14 protein-coding genes are annotated in these 17,180 nt (G+C 70.3%); 7 read left to right on the top strand and 7 right to left on the bottom strand.

What is annotated here, in order from left to right; genetic code table 11:
* Positions 1 to 32: 32 nt before the first annotated feature.
* Genes ASF23_RS10625 through ileS form a run of 3 tightly spaced genes read right to left on the bottom strand, consistent with a single transcriptional unit; the run spans position 33 to position 5,309 of the window.
* Positions 33 to 521 carry a DUF4233 domain-containing protein gene (locus ASF23_RS10625; protein WP_055952774.1) on the bottom strand — a complete coding sequence of 163 codons (489 nt, stop codon included), beginning with the start codon at positions 519 to 521 and terminating at the stop codon, positions 33 to 35.
* Entirely contained in the window at positions 518 to 1,981 is a 1,464-nt protein-coding gene (locus ASF23_RS10620; protein WP_442855025.1) for a bifunctional folylpolyglutamate synthase/dihydrofolate synthase, read from the bottom strand. Before ASF23_RS10620 ends, ASF23_RS10625 begins: the two co-directional genes overlap by 4 nt.
* Positions 1,974 to 5,309 carry an isoleucine--tRNA ligase gene (ileS, locus tag ASF23_RS10615; RefSeq protein WP_055952771.1) on the bottom strand — a complete coding sequence of 1,112 codons (3,336 nt, stop codon included), beginning with the start codon at positions 5,307 to 5,309 and terminating at the stop codon, positions 1,974 to 1,976. Before ileS ends, ASF23_RS10620 begins: the two co-directional genes overlap by 8 nt.
* Before the next feature lie 322 nt (positions 5,310 to 5,631).
* Here ileS and ASF23_RS10610 point away from each other — a divergent pair, with 322 nt between their 5' ends.
* The 3 genes from ASF23_RS10610 (at position 5,632) to ASF23_RS10600 (ending at position 8,299) form a co-directional block, all read left to right on the top strand.
* Positions 5,632 to 6,183: a GtrA family protein gene (locus ASF23_RS10610; protein ID WP_162236751.1), complete on the top strand. Its 552-nt coding sequence runs from the start codon at positions 5,632 to 5,634 to the stop codon at positions 6,181 to 6,183.
* A gap of 105 nt (positions 6,184 to 6,288) precedes the next feature.
* On the top strand, positions 6,289 to 7,356 hold the full coding sequence (locus ASF23_RS10605; protein WP_082474025.1) for a cation diffusion facilitator family transporter: 1,068 nt from the start codon (positions 6,289 to 6,291) through the stop codon (positions 7,354 to 7,356).
* A gap of 115 nt (positions 7,357 to 7,471) precedes the next feature.
* Complete coding sequence (locus ASF23_RS10600) at positions 7,472 to 8,299, top strand: aminoglycoside phosphotransferase family protein (protein ID WP_235510861.1); 828 nt, start codon at positions 7,472 to 7,474, stop codon at positions 8,297 to 8,299.
* Between the two features lie 141 nt (positions 8,300 to 8,440).
* Here the strand turns inward: ASF23_RS10600 and ASF23_RS10595 are convergent, their stop codons facing one another.
* From ASF23_RS10595 to ASF23_RS10580, 4 genes are all read right to left on the bottom strand, one after another.
* Positions 8,441 to 9,136 (bottom strand): TetR/AcrR family transcriptional regulator, encoded by a 696-nt coding sequence (locus ASF23_RS10595; RefSeq protein WP_055952764.1) that lies wholly within the window; start codon positions 9,134 to 9,136, stop codon positions 8,441 to 8,443.
* 111 nt (positions 9,137 to 9,247) lie between these two features.
* Positions 9,248 to 10,195, bottom strand: coding sequence for a carbohydrate ABC transporter permease (locus ASF23_RS10590; protein WP_055952761.1), 948 nt, complete (start codon positions 10,193 to 10,195; stop codon positions 9,248 to 9,250).
* Positions 10,192 to 11,118, bottom strand: a complete 927-nt coding sequence (locus tag ASF23_RS10585; RefSeq protein WP_055952758.1) for a carbohydrate ABC transporter permease — start codon at positions 11,116 to 11,118, stop codon at positions 10,192 to 10,194. Before ASF23_RS10585 ends, ASF23_RS10590 begins: the two co-directional genes overlap by 4 nt.
* Complete coding sequence (locus ASF23_RS10580) at positions 11,115 to 12,416, bottom strand: ABC transporter substrate-binding protein (protein WP_055952755.1); 1,302 nt, start codon at positions 12,414 to 12,416, stop codon at positions 11,115 to 11,117. Before ASF23_RS10580 ends, ASF23_RS10585 begins: the two co-directional genes overlap by 4 nt.
* Before the next feature lie 238 nt (positions 12,417 to 12,654).
* Between ASF23_RS10580 and ASF23_RS10575 the strand changes: the two genes are divergently transcribed.
* The 4 genes from ASF23_RS10575 (at position 12,655) to ASF23_RS10560 (ending at position 17,103) form a co-directional block, all read left to right on the top strand.
* Entirely contained in the window at positions 12,655 to 13,416 is a 762-nt protein-coding gene (locus ASF23_RS10575; RefSeq protein ID WP_235510860.1) for an SDR family oxidoreductase, read from the top strand.
* A 53-nt stretch (positions 13,417 to 13,469) separates the two neighbouring features.
* Positions 13,470 to 15,113: an ABC transporter substrate-binding protein gene (locus ASF23_RS10570; RefSeq protein ID WP_082474024.1), complete on the top strand. Its 1,644-nt coding sequence runs from the start codon at positions 13,470 to 13,472 to the stop codon at positions 15,111 to 15,113.
* Positions 15,114 to 15,196: 83 nt separating this feature from the next.
* On the top strand, positions 15,197 to 16,165 hold the full coding sequence (locus ASF23_RS10565; protein WP_055953292.1) for an ABC transporter permease: 969 nt from the start codon (positions 15,197 to 15,199) through the stop codon (positions 16,163 to 16,165).
* The gene (locus tag ASF23_RS10560; RefSeq protein ID WP_235510859.1) at positions 16,162 to 17,103 is read left to right on the top strand and encodes an ABC transporter permease; all 942 of its coding nucleotides are present in this window, start codon (positions 16,162 to 16,164) and stop codon (positions 17,101 to 17,103) included. The genes ASF23_RS10565 and ASF23_RS10560 overlap by 4 nt, the downstream gene beginning before the upstream one ends.
* The last annotated feature ends 77 nt before the right edge of the window (positions 17,104 to 17,180 follow it).

The raw sequence follows: 17,180 nt of genomic DNA, 5'->3' as shown, positions 1-17,180 counted from the left end.
TGGTCTTGTGGCCGCAGGCGAGCGGCGCGCGGTCACCCGGCGCCGTTCTCGGCTTCCCACGCGGCACGGGCGGCGGCGTTCTGTCGGTCGAGCTGCCCGCCCTTGACGAAGCAGTAGACCCACATCGCGACGAACAGCACGCCGACGACGAACATGAACCGCTCGACGAACCCGGTGGCGAGGATGGCCGCCTGCAGCAGCCACCCGAACCATACACCGGGCGCCGTGCTGGTCATCCGCGACGCCAGCGCGAGCAGCACCATGAACCCGAGACCCCCGCCGATCGCCCACCCGGTGGGGATCTCGTGCTTGCCGAACACCACGAGGGTCGGGAAGAAGAACATCACCGCCTCGAGGATCAGGACGATCGAGAGCAGGCTCTCCCGGGCACCACGGGGACGGCGTGGCTTCTTGTAGCGCATGCCGCGCGGGAGCGGCGGGAGCGCACCGTCCGACCCGTCGGCCGCCGGTCCGTCGACCCGGTCAGGATCCGGACTGGAGGCACGGCTCGCGTCCGTCACTTCGACCCGCCCTCGGCATGCACCAGGTCCATGACCTGCCCGATGAGCACGATCGACCCGGCGACGAGCACCATGGCCGGCGTGGCACGCTCCGGCGCTGCGGCATCGCCGTCGCCGTCGGTCGCTGCGGCGTCGGCGTCGGCGTCCTCCGCGATCGTGCGCGCCTCGGCCAGGGCCGCGGCGACCTCGGGCTCGACGACCACCCGGTCCGCGCCGACCTCGTCCACGACGATCGTCGCGAAGGCGTCGGCGTCCAATGCCCGGTCTCCCGGCGGGGTCGTCACCACGAAGGTCTCGACGACGGGCGCGAGCGCGCGGATGACACCGCGCGCGTCCTTGCCCTCGAGGATCCCGACCACGGCGACGACGTGGGCCGACGGGAACGCGATCGGGAGTGCCTCGGCGAGGGCCTTCGCACCGTGCGGGTTGTGCGCCGCGTCCACCACGACGGTCGGACCGGTCGCGATCGGCTGCAGGCGCCCCGGCGAGGTCGCGGCCGCGAGGCCCTCGGACAGGACGTCGACGTCGAGGGGCTGCGATCCGCGGCCGAGGAAGGACTCGACGGCGGCGATCGCGAGGGCGGCGTTCCGGGCCTGGTGTGCGCCGAACAGCGGCACGAACAGGTCCTCGTAGCGTCCGGCGACGCCCTGCACCGTCACGAGCTGTCCGCCGACCGCCGGGACGTTCGACACCAGGCGGAACCCCGGCTGGTCCTCGGCACCCTCGACGGCGAGCGACGCCTCCATGAGCTCGGCCGCTCGGGTCAGCTCGGCGAGGGCGTCCGGCACCTGCGCGGCACTCACCACGGCCGCGGACGGCTTGATGATGCCGGCCTTGGTGCGGGCGATCTCGGCGACGGTGTTCCCGAGCTGCTTGGCGTGGTCGATGGCGATCGGGGCGAACACCGCGACCTGCCCGTCGACGATGTTCGTGGAGTCCCACTCCCCGCCCATGCCGACCTCGATCACGGCGACGTCGACCGGGGCGTCCGCGAAGCAGGCGAGCGCGAGGACCGTGAGCGCTTCGAAGAACGTCAGCGGCTGCTCACCGCGGTCGGTGAACTCCTTGTCGGTCATCGCGAGGTACGGCTGGATGTCCCGCCAGTTCTCCACGAACGCGTCCGGGCGGATCGGCTCGCCGTCGATGACGATCCGCTCCCGGATGGACACGAGGTGCGGGCTCGTCATCAGCCCGGTGCGGAGTCCGTGCGCGCGGACGATGCTCTCGATCATCCTGGCCGTCGACGTCTTGCCGTTCGTCCCGGTGATGTGGATCACGGGGTATGCCAGGTGCGGGTCGCCGAGCAGTTCCGCCGCCCGGCGCGTCGCCGTCAGCCGCCGCTCCGGTGCCTGCTCGCCGATGCGGGCGTAGAGCTCCGCCTCGACCCTGGCGACCTCGTCGGTCTCCGCGCCGTACGGTGTGGGCTCGTTCGGGGTCGGTCCGTTGCCGATCTCAGCCAATGCGGGTCACCTCCACCCGGACGAACGCGCCGTCGCCGACGCCGATCGCTCCCGGGGTCTCCTTCGTGAGTGCTGCGGGGACGGTCTCCAGCGCGGTGCTGAGCGTCTCCGAGGCGATGAGTTCATGGTGCTCCCCGATCGCGCCTTCCGCGGCGGGATCGGCCTCGAGGCGCAGGTCGATGCGGTCACTGACGTCGAGGCCCGCGTCCTTCCGGGCCTGCTGGACGGCTCGGACGACGTCGCGTGCCAGCCCCTCCGCCTCGAGCTCCGGCGTGGTCGTCGTGTCGAGCACGGTGAAGCCCCCGCCGTCGAGGAACGCCACGGCGATCGCGGAGTCGGACACGGTCAGGTCGAGGGAGAACTCCCCCGCGACGAGGTCGACGCCGCCCACCGTCACGCCGTCGTCGGCCGCGGTCCACTCGCCGCGCTTGGCGGCCGGGATCACCTGCTGGACGGCCTTGCCGATGCGGGGACCGGCGACGCGGGCGTTCACCGTGAGCTTCCGCTCGATGCCGTACGCCGCGAGCGAGCCCTCGTCCTGGGCCTCGAGCACGACCTGCTTGACGTTGAGCTCGTCACGGAGGATGTCGGCGAACCGCGACAGCTCCCGGGCGTCGTCGGTCACGACGGTGATCGTCGCGAGGGGCAGGCGGACGCGGTTCCCGGTCGCCTTCCGCAGTGCGAGGCCCTTCGAGGCGACGTCGCGGACGCGGTCCATCGCGGCGACGAGGGCGTCGTCGTCGGGGAACGCGTCGGCGGACGGGAAGTCCTCGAGGTGCACGCTCCGGCCGCCGGTCAGGCCCCTCCAGACCTCCTCGGTCACGAGCGGGGCGAGCGGGGCGGCGACACGCGTCAGCGTCTCGAGGACGGTGTACAGCGTGTCGAAGGCGTCGCGGGCGGCCTCGGACGACCCTGCGCCGGCCCAGAACCGGTCGCGGGAACGCCGGACGTACCAGTTCGTCAGCACGTCGGCGAAGTCGCGGACCGCGTTCGCCGCGAGCGGGGTGTCGAGCGCCTCGAGGTGCGCCGTGACGTCGACGACGAGCGCATGGGTCTTGGCGAGCAGGTACCGGTCGAGCACGTCGGTCGAGTCGGTCCGCCACGACGCCTCGTACCCGGAGTCGCCCGAGGCGTTCGCGTACAGGGTGAAGAAGTAGTAGGTGCTCCAGAGCGGCAGCAGGAACTCGCGGACACCCTGCCGGATGCCCTCCTCGGTCACGACCAGGTTCCCACCGCGGATCACCGACGACGACATGAGGAACCAGCGCATGGCGTCGGCGCCGTCGCGGTCGAACACCTCGTTGACGTCCGGGTAGTTCCGGAGCGACTTGGACATCTTCTGGCCGTCGGAGCCGAGCACGATGCCGTGGCTGACGACGTTCGAGAAAGCGGGTCGATCGAACAGCGCCGTGGCGAGCACGTGCATGACGTAGAACCAGCCACGCGCCTGCCCGATGTACTCGACGATGAAGTCCGCCGGGTTGTGCGTGTCGAACCACTCCCGGTTCTCGAACGGGTAGTGCACCTGGGCGTACGGCATCGACCCGGAGTCGAACCAGACGTCGAACACGTCGGTGATCCGGCGCATCGTGGACCGGCCGGTGGGGTCGTCCGGGTTCGGCCGCGTGAGGTCGTCGATGTACGGCCGGTGCAGGTCCGGCTCGCCCGCCTCGTTCAGCGGGAGCCGCCCGAAGTCGCGCTCGAGGTCGGCGAGGGACCCGTAGACGTCGGTGCGCGGGTACTCCGGGTCGTCGCTCTTCCAGACCGGGATCGGCGAGCCCCAGTACCGGTTCCGCGAGATCGACCAGTCGCGCGCACCGGCGACCCACTTGCCGAACTGCCCGTCCTTGACGTTCTCCGGGACCCAGTTGATCTGCTCGTTCAGCGCACCCATCCGGTCGCGGATCGCGGTGACCCTGATGAACCAGCTCGAGACCGCCTTGTAGATGAGCGGGTTCCGGCAGCGCCAGCAGTGCGGGTAGCTGTGCTCGTACGACGCCTGGCGGAGCAGACGCCCCGCCGCCCGGACAGCGGCGGTGAGGGGCTTGTTCGCATCCGACCAGAGCTGCCCGGCGACGATGTCGACCTGCGGCAGGAACCGTCCGCCATCGTCGACGGACAGGATCACCGGGATGCCGGCCGCGGCGCAGACCTGCTGGTCCTCCTCGCCGTACGCGGGCGCCTGGTGGACGACGCCGGTGCCCTCGCCCGTGGCGACGTACTCCGCGACCAGGACCTGCCAGGCGTTCTCGGTGCCCCACGCCTCGGTGTCCGTGTAGAAGTCGAACAGCGGCTCGTAGCGGACACCGTCGAGCTCGGCGCCCACGACCGTGCGGGTCACCGCGGCGACGGCGTCCTCGGCGGAGTCGTACCCGAGGTCCTTGGCGTGCGCCGCGACCGTGTCGGCGGCGAGCAGGTAGGAGACCGGTTCGTCTGCGGGACCCGAGCCGGCGCGAAGGTCGTCAGCCGTTCCTCCCGGCCGCGTGTCCGCACCACCCGCCGGACCGGCGGGCACCACGGCGTAGGCGATCGACGGACCGACGGCCAGCGCGACGTTCGTCGGGAGCGTCCACGGGGTCGTCGTCCAGGCGAGCGCCCGCACACCGTCGAGACCCAGTTCGACGGCCCGCGGTCCGGTGAACGGGAACGCCACCGTGACCGACTGGTCCTGACGCGTCTTGTAGACGTCGTCGTCCATCCGCAGCTCGTGGTTCGACAGCGGCGTCTGGTCGTTCCAGCAGTACGGCAGGACCCGGAAGCCCTCGTACGCGAGGCCCTTGTCCCAGAGCTGCCCGAACGCCCACAGCACGCTCTCCATGAAGGTGGTGTCGAGCGTCTTGTACCCGTTGTCGAAGTCGACCCACCGCGCCTGGCGCGTGACGTACTGCTGCCAGTCGTCGGTGTACTGCAGGACGGACTTCCGGGCCGCCGCGTTGAACACGTCGATCCCCATGTCGTCGATCTCGTGCTTCTCGGTGATGCCGAGCTGACGCATCGCCTCGAGCTCGGCGGGAAGTCCGTGGGTGTCCCAGCCGAACCGGCGGTGGACCTGCTTGCCGCGCATCGTCTGGAACCGCGGGAAGACGTCCTTGGCGTAGCCGGTCAGCAGGTGCCCGTAGTGCGGGAGCCCGTTCGCGAACGGCGGGCCGTCGTAGAACACCCACTCGTCGCACCCCTGTCGTGCCTCGATCGACGCCTGGAAGGTGTCGTCGCGCTTCCAGAAGGCCAGGATGCCCTGCTCGACGTCCGGGAACGACGGCGACGGGCTGACACCGCCGACGGGTGCGGAACCGGTCTGCGTGCTGGCGCTGGTGCGGGGGTAGGGCATTCGGTGCTCCTCGACGGTCGGATGATCGTTGACGAGGACGGCGGCCGTTCGGCCGACGCGGTACCACCTCGCTTGCGACCACCGGACTGGAGGCACTGCTCCCGTCGCGCGGATCGCCGCTCGTTGCTCAGGTTGTGACGGACCCGACCCGTTCGGTTCTACTGCCCCGCCGCACACGGCCTGCGTCCGCGCGCACCGGGGGTTCTTCCGAAGGCTCCCCGGTGATGCCGGATCGATGCCTGTACGGATCATCGTACCGTCCGCGCGGGACTTCGGGGAGACGGCCAGGGTGTTCCGGAGCGCAGCGGGTATCGTCTCGGACGTGATCGGAAACGTGCGACGCCTCTGGAACTGGGGCATGGGACTCCGCGACGGCAGCCTCGTCCGGTTCCTCGGCGTCGGCGGACTCTGCTTCGTCCTGACACTGCTCATCAACTACGCACTGAAGTTCACGGTGCTCAGCCACAAGCCGGTCATCGCGTTCCTCATCGCCACGGTGATCACCACGGTGATCTCGTACTTCCTGAACCGCCGGTGGACCTTCGGCCAGCAGGTCGCCGGGATCTGGAACTGGGACATGCTCCGGTTCGCGATCGTCAGCGGGATCGGCATCGTCCTGAACTCCGCGCCGTACTGGGTGTCGCGCTACGTGTTCCACCTCGGTACGCCGAACGTGAGCGTCTCCACGCAGGAGATCGCCGACTTCATCTCCGGACCGATCATCGGCACCATCATCGCGATGGGTTTCCGGTACGTCGCCATGGAGTGGTGGGTCTTCGGGCGCACGGGCCGCAAGGGCTCCCCCGAGGCCGTCGAGCAGGCGGCCTACACCGGGACGGACTCCGTGCCCGTGCAGGAGCCGGCGCAGCCCTGAGCTGGAACCGCGGCATCTGACGGATCGGTGGCATCTGACGGATCGGGGGCACTCGCCGGATCGGCGGGGTGCGCAGCGCGGTCGTGCGAGGCGCAGACTGGATGCATGCCCGCTGAACCCCGCGACGCCGACGCTCCTGGTGCGTCCGACCCGTCCGACAAGTCCGACAACAGCTCCATCCTGACGGTCGTCATCGCGTTCGGTGCGAACCTGCTCGTCGCGGTCGCGAAGACGATCGCGTCCCTGCTCACCGGATCCGCATCCATGGTCGCCGAGGCCGCGCACTCCTGGGCGGACACCGGCAACGAGATCTTCCTGCTCATCGCCGAGCGTCGGGGCGGCCGGAAGCGGGACGCAGCGCACCCGCTCGGCTACGGGCGCGAGACCTACATCTGGTCGATGTTCGCCGCGTTCGGACTCTTCACCGCCGGTGCCATCGTGTCGATCTACCACGGCATCTCCGAGCTCGGCTCGAACGAGCCGCCGCGGGATCTCCTGATCGGGTACATCGTGCTCGCGGTCTCGGCAGTCCTCGAGGGCACCAGCTTCCTGCAGGCCTACCGCCAGGCGCACGGGGCCGCCACGAAGCGTCGCGTGCCGGTGCTCCGGCATGTCCTGCAGTCCTCCAACCCGACGCTCCGAGCAGTGTTCGCCGAGGACGCTGCGGCGCTCGTCGGGTTGTTCCTGGCGTTCCTCGGGCTCTTCCTCCACCAGATCACCGGCTCGGCGATATGGGACGCCCTCGGGTCGATCGCGGTCGGTGTGCTGCTCGGCGTCGTCGCGATCATCCTCATCGACCGGAACCGGCGGTTCCTGCTCGGCGAGTCCACCTCGCCGGAACTCGAGGACGCCGTGCTCGTGGAGATCCTCGGCAAGCCGGAGGTCTCGCGAGTCACCTACCTGCACCTGGAGTTCGTCGGGCCGTCGCGGGTGTACCTCGTCGCCGCGATCGACATGGCGGGCAACGACGTCGAGGACGCACTCGCCGTGCGACTCCGACGTGTCGAGGAACAGCTCGAGGCGAGCGAGTACGTCGAGGAGGCCGTCCTGACGCTGTCCCAGCCCGGCGACGTGAGCCTCGTGCCGCGGGGCGACGGCGAGCTGCCGGAGACGATCAGGGACGGGACGCTCGAGGACGTGGCGTCCGACGGTGCGGGGACGCTCCGCGCGTAGGCGGATGGGCAGACGGCGCGGGCCGACACGCGGCGAGCGGGTGTGCGGCGCGGGCGGGTGTGCGGCGCGGGCGGGTGCGTCACGCGGCGGCGTCCGCGCACGCCATGCTTGCACCATGGACACCGCGATCGACGACCTGGTCCGCGCCGCCCGGACGGTGCTCGGGCGTCCGGTCCGCTTCGAGCGGGAGCTGCTCGGTGGCACGCACGCGGTGACGATCGTGGTGCGGGACGGCGATCGTCCGCTCGTGGTCCGCAGGTTCCCGCCCGGTGACGACGCCGTCGGGCTCGAGCTCGCGGCGTTCCCCGTCATCGCGCCGCTCGGGGACCTCGTCCCGCAGGTCGTCGCGTCCGGTGGCGGTGCCGAGCAGCCGGTCATCGTGACGACGCTGCTGCCCGGGGGCGCTCCCCCGCCGGACCTCACCGCCGATCGGATCGCCACCGCGATGGCGGCCGCGCTCGCACTCGTCCATGCCGTTCCCGTCGGCACCGGGGTCCTGCCGTCGACCCCCTCCGCGCCGCGCATCGGCGACGGGCCGCTCGCCCGCCGCGCCCGTGCCGAATGGTCTGCCCTCGACCTGAGCGCCCCGGTGCTCACCCACCGCGACTTCTGGTGCGGGAACGCCCTCTGGGTCGGTGGCGAGATCACCGGGATCGTCGACTGGACGAGCGCGAGCACGGGTCCCCGCGGGGTCGACCTCGCCTGGTGCCGCCAGGACCTCGTGCTGCTCGGTGCACCCGCCGCCGCGGACCTGCTGCTGCGCGAGTACGAGGGCATCACCGGCCAGGTCGTCGCGGACATCGGCGCGTGGGACGTGCAGGCCGCAGCGAGTGCGGAGGACCGCGTCGAGACCTGGGCCCCGAACTACGTCGGCATCGGCCGCACGGACCTCACGGGCCCGGTGCTCCGGCAGCGTCTCGACGCATGGAACGCCGCGCTCTGAGGCGGTCCTCCCGCGCTCCGGGTCCGCGTCCGGGTCCGGGTCCGGGTCCGGGTCCGGGTCCGGGTCAGCGTTTGGGTCTGGGCCCGGGTCCGGGTCCGGTCCGGGTCCGGGTCCGCGTACGCGTCCGGGTCAGCGTCCGGGTCAGCGTGCGTCGAGCCCGGCCGCCACGGGCGCGAGGGCCGTACCGACGTAGTCCGCGAGCGGCCGCCGCCCGACACCGGCGCCGACCCACACGCCGACGGCAGCAGCGGCCGCTCCGAGCATCGCCCCGCTGACCGTCTGGGGCCACAGCTCGCGCGCTGACGACGACGTCCGTGTCGCGACGAACGACGCGACGACCGCGTGCTGCACCTGGATCCGCGCGGCCGCGCTCTCGACGAGCGCCGGCCCGATCTCCATGACGTCGGCCTGGCCGATCGCCAGTGGTACCCGCTCCGGGTCGTGTGCCCTGGCGGCAGCGAGGAGCGCCCCCTCGACGGCCCGCACGGCGGAGGCCTCGGTCGAGCCGGCGAGCAGCCCCGGGATCGCTCCGACGGCAGCGTCGAGATCCAGCCAGAGCACGTCCGACTTCGCCTGGAAGTAGTTGAAGAACGTCGCGCGGCTCACCCCGGCGCGGACCGCGATCTGGTCGACGGTGGTGCGCGCGTACCCCTGCTCGAGGAACAGCTCGGCGGCGGCGTCGGCGAGGACCTCGGCGGACGAGCGTCGTGGTCGTCCGCCGCGGCGCACCGCCGCGGCGGCACTGGAGTTCCCGACGTGCCCGGCGGCGTCAGCGGGCTTCCAAGTCGGATCCGGCTCGCGAGCCGGATCGGCCGGTGGTCCATCGGGCGTCGTCATCACTCCATTCAACAGGTCCTGGGACGGCCCGACCGCCGGACGCACGTGTGCGTCCGGCGGTCGGGCTGGTGACGTCGGCGACCGGGGACCAGCCCCGGCCCGTACGGAGCGTCAGCCCTTGCTCGCCCCGAGGGTCAGCCCCGCGACGAACTGCCGCTGCAGCGCGAGGTAGATGACGAGCGTCGGGATGACGGTGATGATCGCACCGGCAGCGAGCAGGTTGTAGTTCGACAGGAACTGCCCCTGCAGGTTGTTGATGGCGGTCGTGACCGGCAGACGGTCGCCGGACTGGATGAGGATCAACGGCCAGAAGTAGTCGTTGTAGATGAAGATGATCTCGAGCGTGCCGAGTGCCGCCAGTGCGGGCCTGGTCAGCGGCATGATCACCCGCCAGAACTGCGTCCACACGCCGGCGCCGTCGACACGGGCCGCCTCGGACAGCTCCATCGGGATCGCCTTCATGTAGTTCGACAGGACGAACGTGCAGAACCCGATCTGGAACCCGGTGTTCGCCAGGATCACCGCCGTCACCTGGTTCAGCAGCGACCCCGAGTCCGAGATCGAGTACGGCAGGTGGATCAGCTTGAACAGCTCGAAGATCGGCGCCGCGAGCACCTGCGGGGGCAGCAGGTTCCCCGCGGTGAACATGATGAGCAGGGTCACGTTGAACTTCCACGAGAACCGGCTCACCGCGAACGCCATCATCGACGCGAAGAGCAGCGTCAGCAGCACCGTGGGGATGGTGATGAGCGCCGAATTCCCGAAGTAGCGCGAGAACCCGCCCTGGGTCCACGCGTTCACGAAGTTCTCGAACCCGAAGCTGCCGCCGAAGGAGAAGTAGCCGAACTTGTCGGTGTCCGCCTTCGGCCGCAGTGCGGTGTAGATCGCCCAGAGCAGCGGCACGAGCCACATCACGCTCATCACGACCAGGAACACGTGCGTGCCGTACTTCGGCCGCCCCACGGGACCGGCCGTCGCCGACCGACTGACCCGGTCCGCGCGTGCGGCCCGGGCGGGTGTCGGGGCGAGTGACCGCCCGGTCGTCTCGCTCGCGGTCATCGTTCTGCCTTCCGGAAGGTGCGCGCCAGGTAGAACACGATCGGCACGAGCGAGATGACGAGCAGGACCACCGCGAACGCGCTGCCGATGCCGATCACCTGCGTCTCGCCGACCAGGTACTTCACGACCAGGACACTGAGGAGTTCCAGCCCGTTCGTGCCGCCGTTGATGACGTACACGATGTCGAACGCTCGGAGCGACTCGATGATCGTGATCACCACGATGATGACGTTCGTCGGGGCCATCGCGGGGAACACCACCCGGAAGAAGGTCTGCCGGGCGTTCGCGCCGTCGAGCGAGGCTGCCTCACGCAGACTCGGGTCGACACCCTTCAGTCCCGCTAAGTACAGGATCATGATGTACCCGGTGTGCCGCCAGGTCGCCGCGACCATCGCTGCCCACAGGTTCACGTTCGAGTTGCCGTACCAGTCGATCGCCCGCGACGTCCCGGCGGTGCCGAGCACGTTGTTGATGAGGCCGTTGTCCTGGGAGTACATGAGCTCCCAGATGATCCCGATCAGTGCCAGCGACAGCATCACCGGCAGGAAGAAGATCGACTGGTAGATGCGGCTGCCCCGGATGTTCTGGTCGAGGAGCACCGCGAGCAGCAGCCCCAACGGGGTACCGATCACCGCGAGGAACAGCAGCCAGATGACGTTGTGCAGGACAGCCGGCCAGAACTGCGGCGACTGTTCGAGGGCGAACTTGTAGTTCGTCAGCCCGTTGAAGTGGAAGCCACCGAGCGACAGCCCGTCCCACTTCATGAACGACAGGATGATGGACGCGATCAGCGGCAGCCACACCAGGACGGCCTGGATGAGCGTCGGCAGGCCGATCATCACACCGAGGACGCCCTTGTCGCGCGTGGTCAGTTGACTGAGGCGGCGCCGGGGGGCCCGGCGCCGCTCGAGCTGTGTCGTCACTGCTGTGCGTAGAGCGTCTTCGCCTGCGACTCGATGTTCTTCAGGTCGATCGAGCCGCCCTTGATGAAGTCGAGCATCGCGGGCTCGAGCACGTTGCCCGCCATGGCGGGCAGCGCGTCACGGTCGAAGAACTGGCTGATGTTCTTGGCGTCGGAGATCACGCCGGCGAGCTTCTTGGTGAAGTCCGAGTACCCGGACGTGTCGGCGTCCTTCGCGGTCATGATGTTGGACTTGTCGACGCTGTAGTAGGCCTCCTGGCCCTTGCCGGTCCCCATGAACTGCAGCATCGCCTTCGCGGGGTCGGACGAACCGCCCTTCTTGGACAGCATGAGGCCGTCGATCGGGGCCTCGACGGACTCGGTGCCCTCGACCTTGACCTCGGGGAACGGGAAGAAGTCGATGTCGGCGAGCACGGTCGCGTCGGTGAACTGCTGGGTGATGAACGACCCGAGCAGCATCATGCCGGACTTCTTGTCGGCGAGCTTCTGCGCGCCCTCCTGCCACGTCAGACCGGCGGCGTTCGGGTCCTGGTACGGCAGCAGTTCCTTCCAGGTGTCGAAGACGTCGTTGACCTTCGAGGAGTTCCACGACTCCTTGTGCGCGCAGAGGTCGACGTGGAACTGGTAGCCGTTGAGACGCATGTTCAGGTAGTCGAACGTGCCGCAGGCGGGCCAGGTGTCCTTGTCCGCGAAGCCGACGGGGATGAGCCCGTCCGTCTTCATCTTCTTCGCGAGGGTGATCAGGTCGTCCCAGGTCTGGGGGACCTCGTAGCCCTTCTCCGTCCAGAGCGACTTCCGGTAGAAGAAGCCCCAGGGGTAGTTGTAGTTCGGCACGAAGTACTGCTTGCCGTCATCCGCCGTCGACGCCTTCTTCAGCGCCGGGGTGAAGTTGTCGCCGATCTTGTCCCAGACGTCGCTGACGTCGGCGACGAGGCCCTTCTTGGCGTAGTAGCGCATGCGGTACCCGGCGAACCACGTGAACGAGTCGTCCGGGCTGCCCTGGAGGTAGTTGGTGATCTTGTTCTGGAAGCCGTTGTGGTCGCTCGTGTTGATGCTGACCTTGTCGCTCGACTTCTTCTCGAAGGCCGACACGAATGCGGCGTACGCCTTCTTCGGGATCGGGTCCGACGCGTTCGAGCCGAAGGTGAGCGATCCGGTCGCACCGGAGCCGCCGGCGCTGGATCCACCTCCGGTCGAGCAGGAGGCGAGGGTCGGGGCGACCATGAGCCCGAGGGCTCCGGCGCCGATGCCGCTGAGGAGGCCTCTGCGGCTGAACTGTGCTGTGGTCGGGTGCGGCATGGGACGACTCCGTCGTTGTCTCAGGGGTGAACCTCGTTCTCGTGGTTCCAGGGGAAGTTATCCCGCCGCGTGACACTCGTCAACAACCCAGTTCGGCGGCGTCGCAAACGGTTGCATCGAACGGGTGAGAGATCACACAGGTTCGTGGTCCGGACGGCCCGATGATGCAGCCCGTTCCTCCGGATCGCACCGCGCGGAATGCGGTCTCGATGCCACTTCGGCGCGGTAGCGTGCGCATGTGAACAGCAACCCGCTTCCCCTGGATCAGAAGATCGCCGTCGTCACGGGAGGGGGCAGCGGCATCGGCCGGGCGGCAGCGCTCGCCCTGGTCGACGACGGCTGGACGGTCGTCGTCGCCGGCCGCCGCATCGCAGCCCTCGACGAGGTCGCCGCACTCGCGTCGGGGATCGTCCCGATCGTCGCCGACGTCTCCGACGAGACCGATGTCCGGGACCTGTTCGACCAGACCGTCGCGCGGTTCGGACGGGTCGACCTGCTGTTCAACAACGCCGGTGTCGGCGCGCCGGCGACGCAGTTCGACGAGCTGACACTGGAGACGTGGACCACCGTGATGGCGACCACGCTGACCGGTTCGTTCCTGTGCGCGCGAGAAGCCTTCCGGGTGATGCGGTCACAGGACCCCCAGGGTGGGCGGATCATCAACAACGGCTCCATCTCGGCGCATTCTCCGCGTCCGCTGTCGGCGCCGTACACCGTGGCGAAGCACGCCGTGCTCGGCCTCACGAAGCAGCTCCAGCTCGACGGTCGGCCGTTCGGCATCGCGTGCGGTCAGATCGACATCGGCAACGCAGTCACCCCGATGGCCGCCCGCACCGCGGCCGGGACGATGCAGGCGGACGGCTCCATCCGGCCGGAGGCGACGATCGACGTCGAGGAGACCGGTCGTGCCGTGCGGTACATGGCGGGCCTGCCGCGCGGGGTGAACGTCCCGAGCCTGACGATCATGCCGACTGGCATGCCGTTCGTCGGGCGGGGCTGACCCTCGAGAGCCCGGGCGGATCGCAGACGACGACGGTCTAGGCTGGCACGACCATGTTCTTGGACCCAGTGCAGAAACGCCGTACCCGAATCGCGACCGCCGTTGCGGGCGCAGCCACGATCCTCCTGTCCGTCGCCGCGTGCTCGAGCGGCACCCCGTCCGCGAGCACGACGCCCGTGTCGGGCGGCACGCTGACCTACGCCTCCGGCGACGCCGAGCCGACCTGCCTCGACCCCCACGTCGGCGGCAACTACCCGCAGGCACTCCTGTCGACGCAGTACATCGAGACGCTCACGGCGATGGACGCCGACCGGAAGATCGTCCCGGCCCTCGCCACGAAGTGGTCCACGAGCGCCGATGGCCGCACGTGGACGTTCACGCTCCGGCGCGGGGTGACCTTCACCGACGGCACGGCCTTCGACGCAGCATCCGTCGTCCGGAACATCGAGCACGTGCAGGACCCGGCGACGGCGTCGAGCACGGGCTACCTGGCCCTCGGGGCGATCGACAAGGCCACGGCGACCGACGACCACACCGTGACCCTCGCGCTCAGCCGCCCGGACTCCGCGCTCCTCGAGTCCCTGTCGCAGCCGTGGGTCGGCATCGAGTCACCGAAGGCCCTCGACCGTTCGCAGAAGGTCAACTGCGAGTCCCCCGTCGGAACGGGCCCGTTCGCGGTGACGAACTGGAAGCACGGCGACCGCGTCACGCTCGAGCGGAACACGGACCACACGCCGCTCGACGGCTCCACGACGAAGCCGCGGCTCGCCGGGATCACCTGGCGCTTCCTCCCCGACTCGACGAGCCGGTACGCGGCGCTCAAGTCCGGCCAGGTCGACGTCATCGACAACGCCCAGCCCGACCAGCTCAGGGCCGCATCCGGGAACGGCGACATCCGGGACCTCGACGCACCCCGCCCCGGGGCGTCGAACCGCCTCGAGCTGAACTCCGGCCACGGCGTCTTCCAGGACGAGTCCGTGCGCAAGGCGTTCATCGCCGGCGCGCGCATCGACCCCGGCCTGCAGTCGCTGTTCCTCGGCACCGCGAAGCGCTCGTACTCGGTGCTGTCGAGCGTCGAACCGCTCGGCGTCAGCGACGAGAGCCTGTTCGAGTACGACCCGCAGCATGCCGCGAAGCTCCTCGACGCCGCCGGGTGGAAGAAGGGCTCGGACGGCATCCGCACGAAGGACGGCAAGCGTCTGACGGTCGCGTTCCCGGTCTCCACGAACCAGTCGGTGCCGGCCGAGCGGAGTCTGTTCGAGCAGATCCAGGCCTCCGAGAAGTCGGTCGGGTTCGACGTCACGATCAAGCAGCTCGACCTGTCCAGCTGGTACGCCGCACTCGCCGAGAACCAGTACGACGTCGTGAGTGCCCCGTACACCAAGGTCGGCCCCGACGTCCTCCGGATCCTCTACGACACCGCGAGCATCACGCCGGCACCCTCGGGCTACTTCGCGAACCTCGCGCAGCTGTCGGACACGAAGCTCGACGCCGACCTCGAGCAGGCGGCCGCCGCGACCGACGACGCCGAACGGAAGCAGCTGTACACCGACGCGCAGAAGATCATCCTCGCCAGTGGAACGGTCCTGCCGCTCTACGACCAGCAGAACCACTTCCTGTACCGGTCGAGCGTGCACGGCATCCGGACGACAGCCGTCTCGACGCCGTCGTTCGGCACCGCGTGGATCGACCGCTGACCGCGGACGGCGCGACAGGCGCCGCGACAGGCGCCGCGGCCGATGACACGGACAGGACGGACGGGAGGCCCGGTGCACCTCCGGTGACGACGCGCGCGTCCCGAGGGTGGTCGGGCTGGGTCCGGTGGCTCGTCCGTCGGGTGCTCGGCGCCGTCGGGGTGCTCTGGGCGGTCGCCACGATCGTGTTCGTCGCGATCCGGGCGATCCCGGGCGACCCGGCCCAGGCGATCCTCGGCGGTCCGGGGTCCCAGGCGTCGGCAGCGGCCCTGGCGCACGTCCGGGCGGAGTACGGCCTCGACCGCCCGGTGTTCGTGCAGTACCTGGTGTTCCTCGGGCGACTCGCCACAGGCGACCTCGGGGACTCGTACGCCCTCCGGACCCCGGTGTCGACACTCCTGGCCGAGGAGCTCCCCGTCACCCTGACCCTCGCCGTCGTCGGGCTCGTGCTCGCCTGGGCGCTCGCGATCGTGGCGGCGTGGTGGTCGACGCGCCCGGGTCGGGTCGCGGCCGCGCTGACCGACGGCATCGCCATCGCCGCGAGCGTCACGCCGCACTTCTGGCTCGGCAGCGTCCTCATCGTGGTGTTCGCGACCGGGCTCGGCTGGGCTCCCGCGGTGAGCGACGGCACGGTCGGCGGCTGGGTGCTCCCGGCGATCACGGTCGCGGTGCCGGTGGCCGGGTACCTCGCGCAGACCGTCCGCGACGGCGTGCTCGATGCCGACCGGTCCGCGTTCGCCCTCGCCGCCAGGTCCCGTGGCGAGTCGCCCGCCGGGGTCTTCGGGCGGCACCTCCTCCGGCACGCGGCACTCCCCGGGATCGCACTGAGCGCCTGGGCGTTCGGGTCGCTCGTGTCCGGCGCGGTCGTCGTCGAGTCGGTGTTCGCACTGCCGGGGATCGGCCGGTCGCTCGTCACGGCGGTCACCCAGCGGGACATGCCGCTCGTCACCGGGATCGCGATCGTGTCGGCGCTGGCGTACGTCGTCGTGCTCGCCGTCGCCGACGTCGTCGAACGTCTCGTCGACCCGCGTGCGGGTCTCCGGAGCGCGCGGTGAGCGGCCTGCTCGACCCGCGCCTCCCGGCCGGTACGGACGCGACGGACGCCACCGACGCCGACGGCACCGCGGAGACCGCCGGCGGGCCCGGCCGATCGCGCGCCGCTCGACGTGGTCGTGGCGGGCGCATCGGGACGGCCGGTGCCGTGGCCGGCCTCGTGGTGCTCGTGGCCGTCGTGGCCGCGGTGTGGCCGCCGCTCCTCGGTGGCACCCACCCGCTCGCCGTCCACCCGACCGAAGCCCTCCTCGCACCGGACTCCCGGCACCTGTTCGGCACCGACGAGTCCGGTCGCGACGTCCTCGCCCGGGTCGTCGCCGGCACCAGGGCCTCGCTCGTGGTCGGCGTGGTCGCGACGCTCGTCGGCGGCGTGCTCGGCATCGCACTCGGGCTCGTCGCGGGGCTGAGCGGCTCCGGACCCGTCGGGCGCTTCGTGGACGGTGCCGTCGGCCGGGTGATGGAGGTCGGCTTCGCACTGCCGATCCTCCTCGTCGCGCTGGTGGTGATCGCGGTGACCGGTCCGGGACCGGTGCCCGCGACGATCGCGGTGGGCCTCGCGACGGCACCGGGGTACGGCCGCATCGTGCGCGGACTCGTGCGGAGCGCCCGGGCCTCCGACGTCGCCGAGACCGCCGTGCTGCTCGGGCGTCGTCCGGCGTGGATCGTCGTGCACCACGTGCTGCCGTCGGCGCTCTGGCCGATCGTCGCCGTCGGGACCCTCGGCGTCGGGCAGGCCGTGGTGTGGGCGTCCGCGCTGAGCTACCTCGGGGTCGGCACCCCGCCACCGGCACCGGAGTGGGGCGCGATGCTCGCCGACGGCCGCACGTACCTGCAGACGGCACCGTGGATGAGCACCTTCCCCGGGCTCGCGATCGTCGTCACGGCCACCGCGGTCACGGTCCTCGGCCGGTCGCTCCGCACTCTCGGGACACCGCGGTGAGCGCGGCGTCGGGCGAACCCGTGCGCGGCAGTCGCACACGCGGATCCGACAGGGACACTCCCGTCCGGGTGTTCTCC

Origin of the sequence: Curtobacterium sp. Leaf261 (assembly GCF_001422205.1) — a bacterium.
GTDB lineage: Bacteria > Actinomycetota > Actinomycetes > Actinomycetales > Microbacteriaceae > Curtobacterium.
The sequence above is the reverse complement of the archived record's forward strand: the minus strand, read 5'-3'. Positions and strand labels throughout refer to the sequence as shown.

Coding starts and splice junctions, on each gene's coding strand:
- ASF23_RS10570 (WP_082474024.1), top strand. CDS start 13,470: ATGTTCTTGGACCCAGTGCAGAAACGCCGTACCCGAATCGCGACCGCC.
- ASF23_RS10605 (WP_082474025.1), top strand. CDS start 6,289: ATGCCCGCTGAACCCCGCGACGCCGACGCTCCTGGTGCGTCCGACCCG.
- ileS (WP_055952771.1), bottom strand. CDS start 5,309: ATGCCCTACCCCCGCACCAGCGCCAGCACGCAGACCGGTTCCGCACCC.
- ASF23_RS10595 (WP_055952764.1), bottom strand. CDS start 9,136: ATGACGACGCCCGATGGACCACCGGCCGATCCGGCTCGCGAGCCGGAT.
- ASF23_RS10580 (WP_055952755.1), bottom strand. CDS start 12,416: ATGCCGCACCCGACCACAGCACAGTTCAGCCGCAGAGGCCTCCTCAGC.
- ASF23_RS10600 (WP_235510861.1), top strand. CDS start 7,472: ATGGACACCGCGATCGACGACCTGGTCCGCGCCGCCCGGACGGTGCTC.
- ASF23_RS10590 (WP_055952761.1), bottom strand. CDS start 10,195: ATGACCGCGAGCGAGACGACCGGGCGGTCACTCGCCCCGACACCCGCC.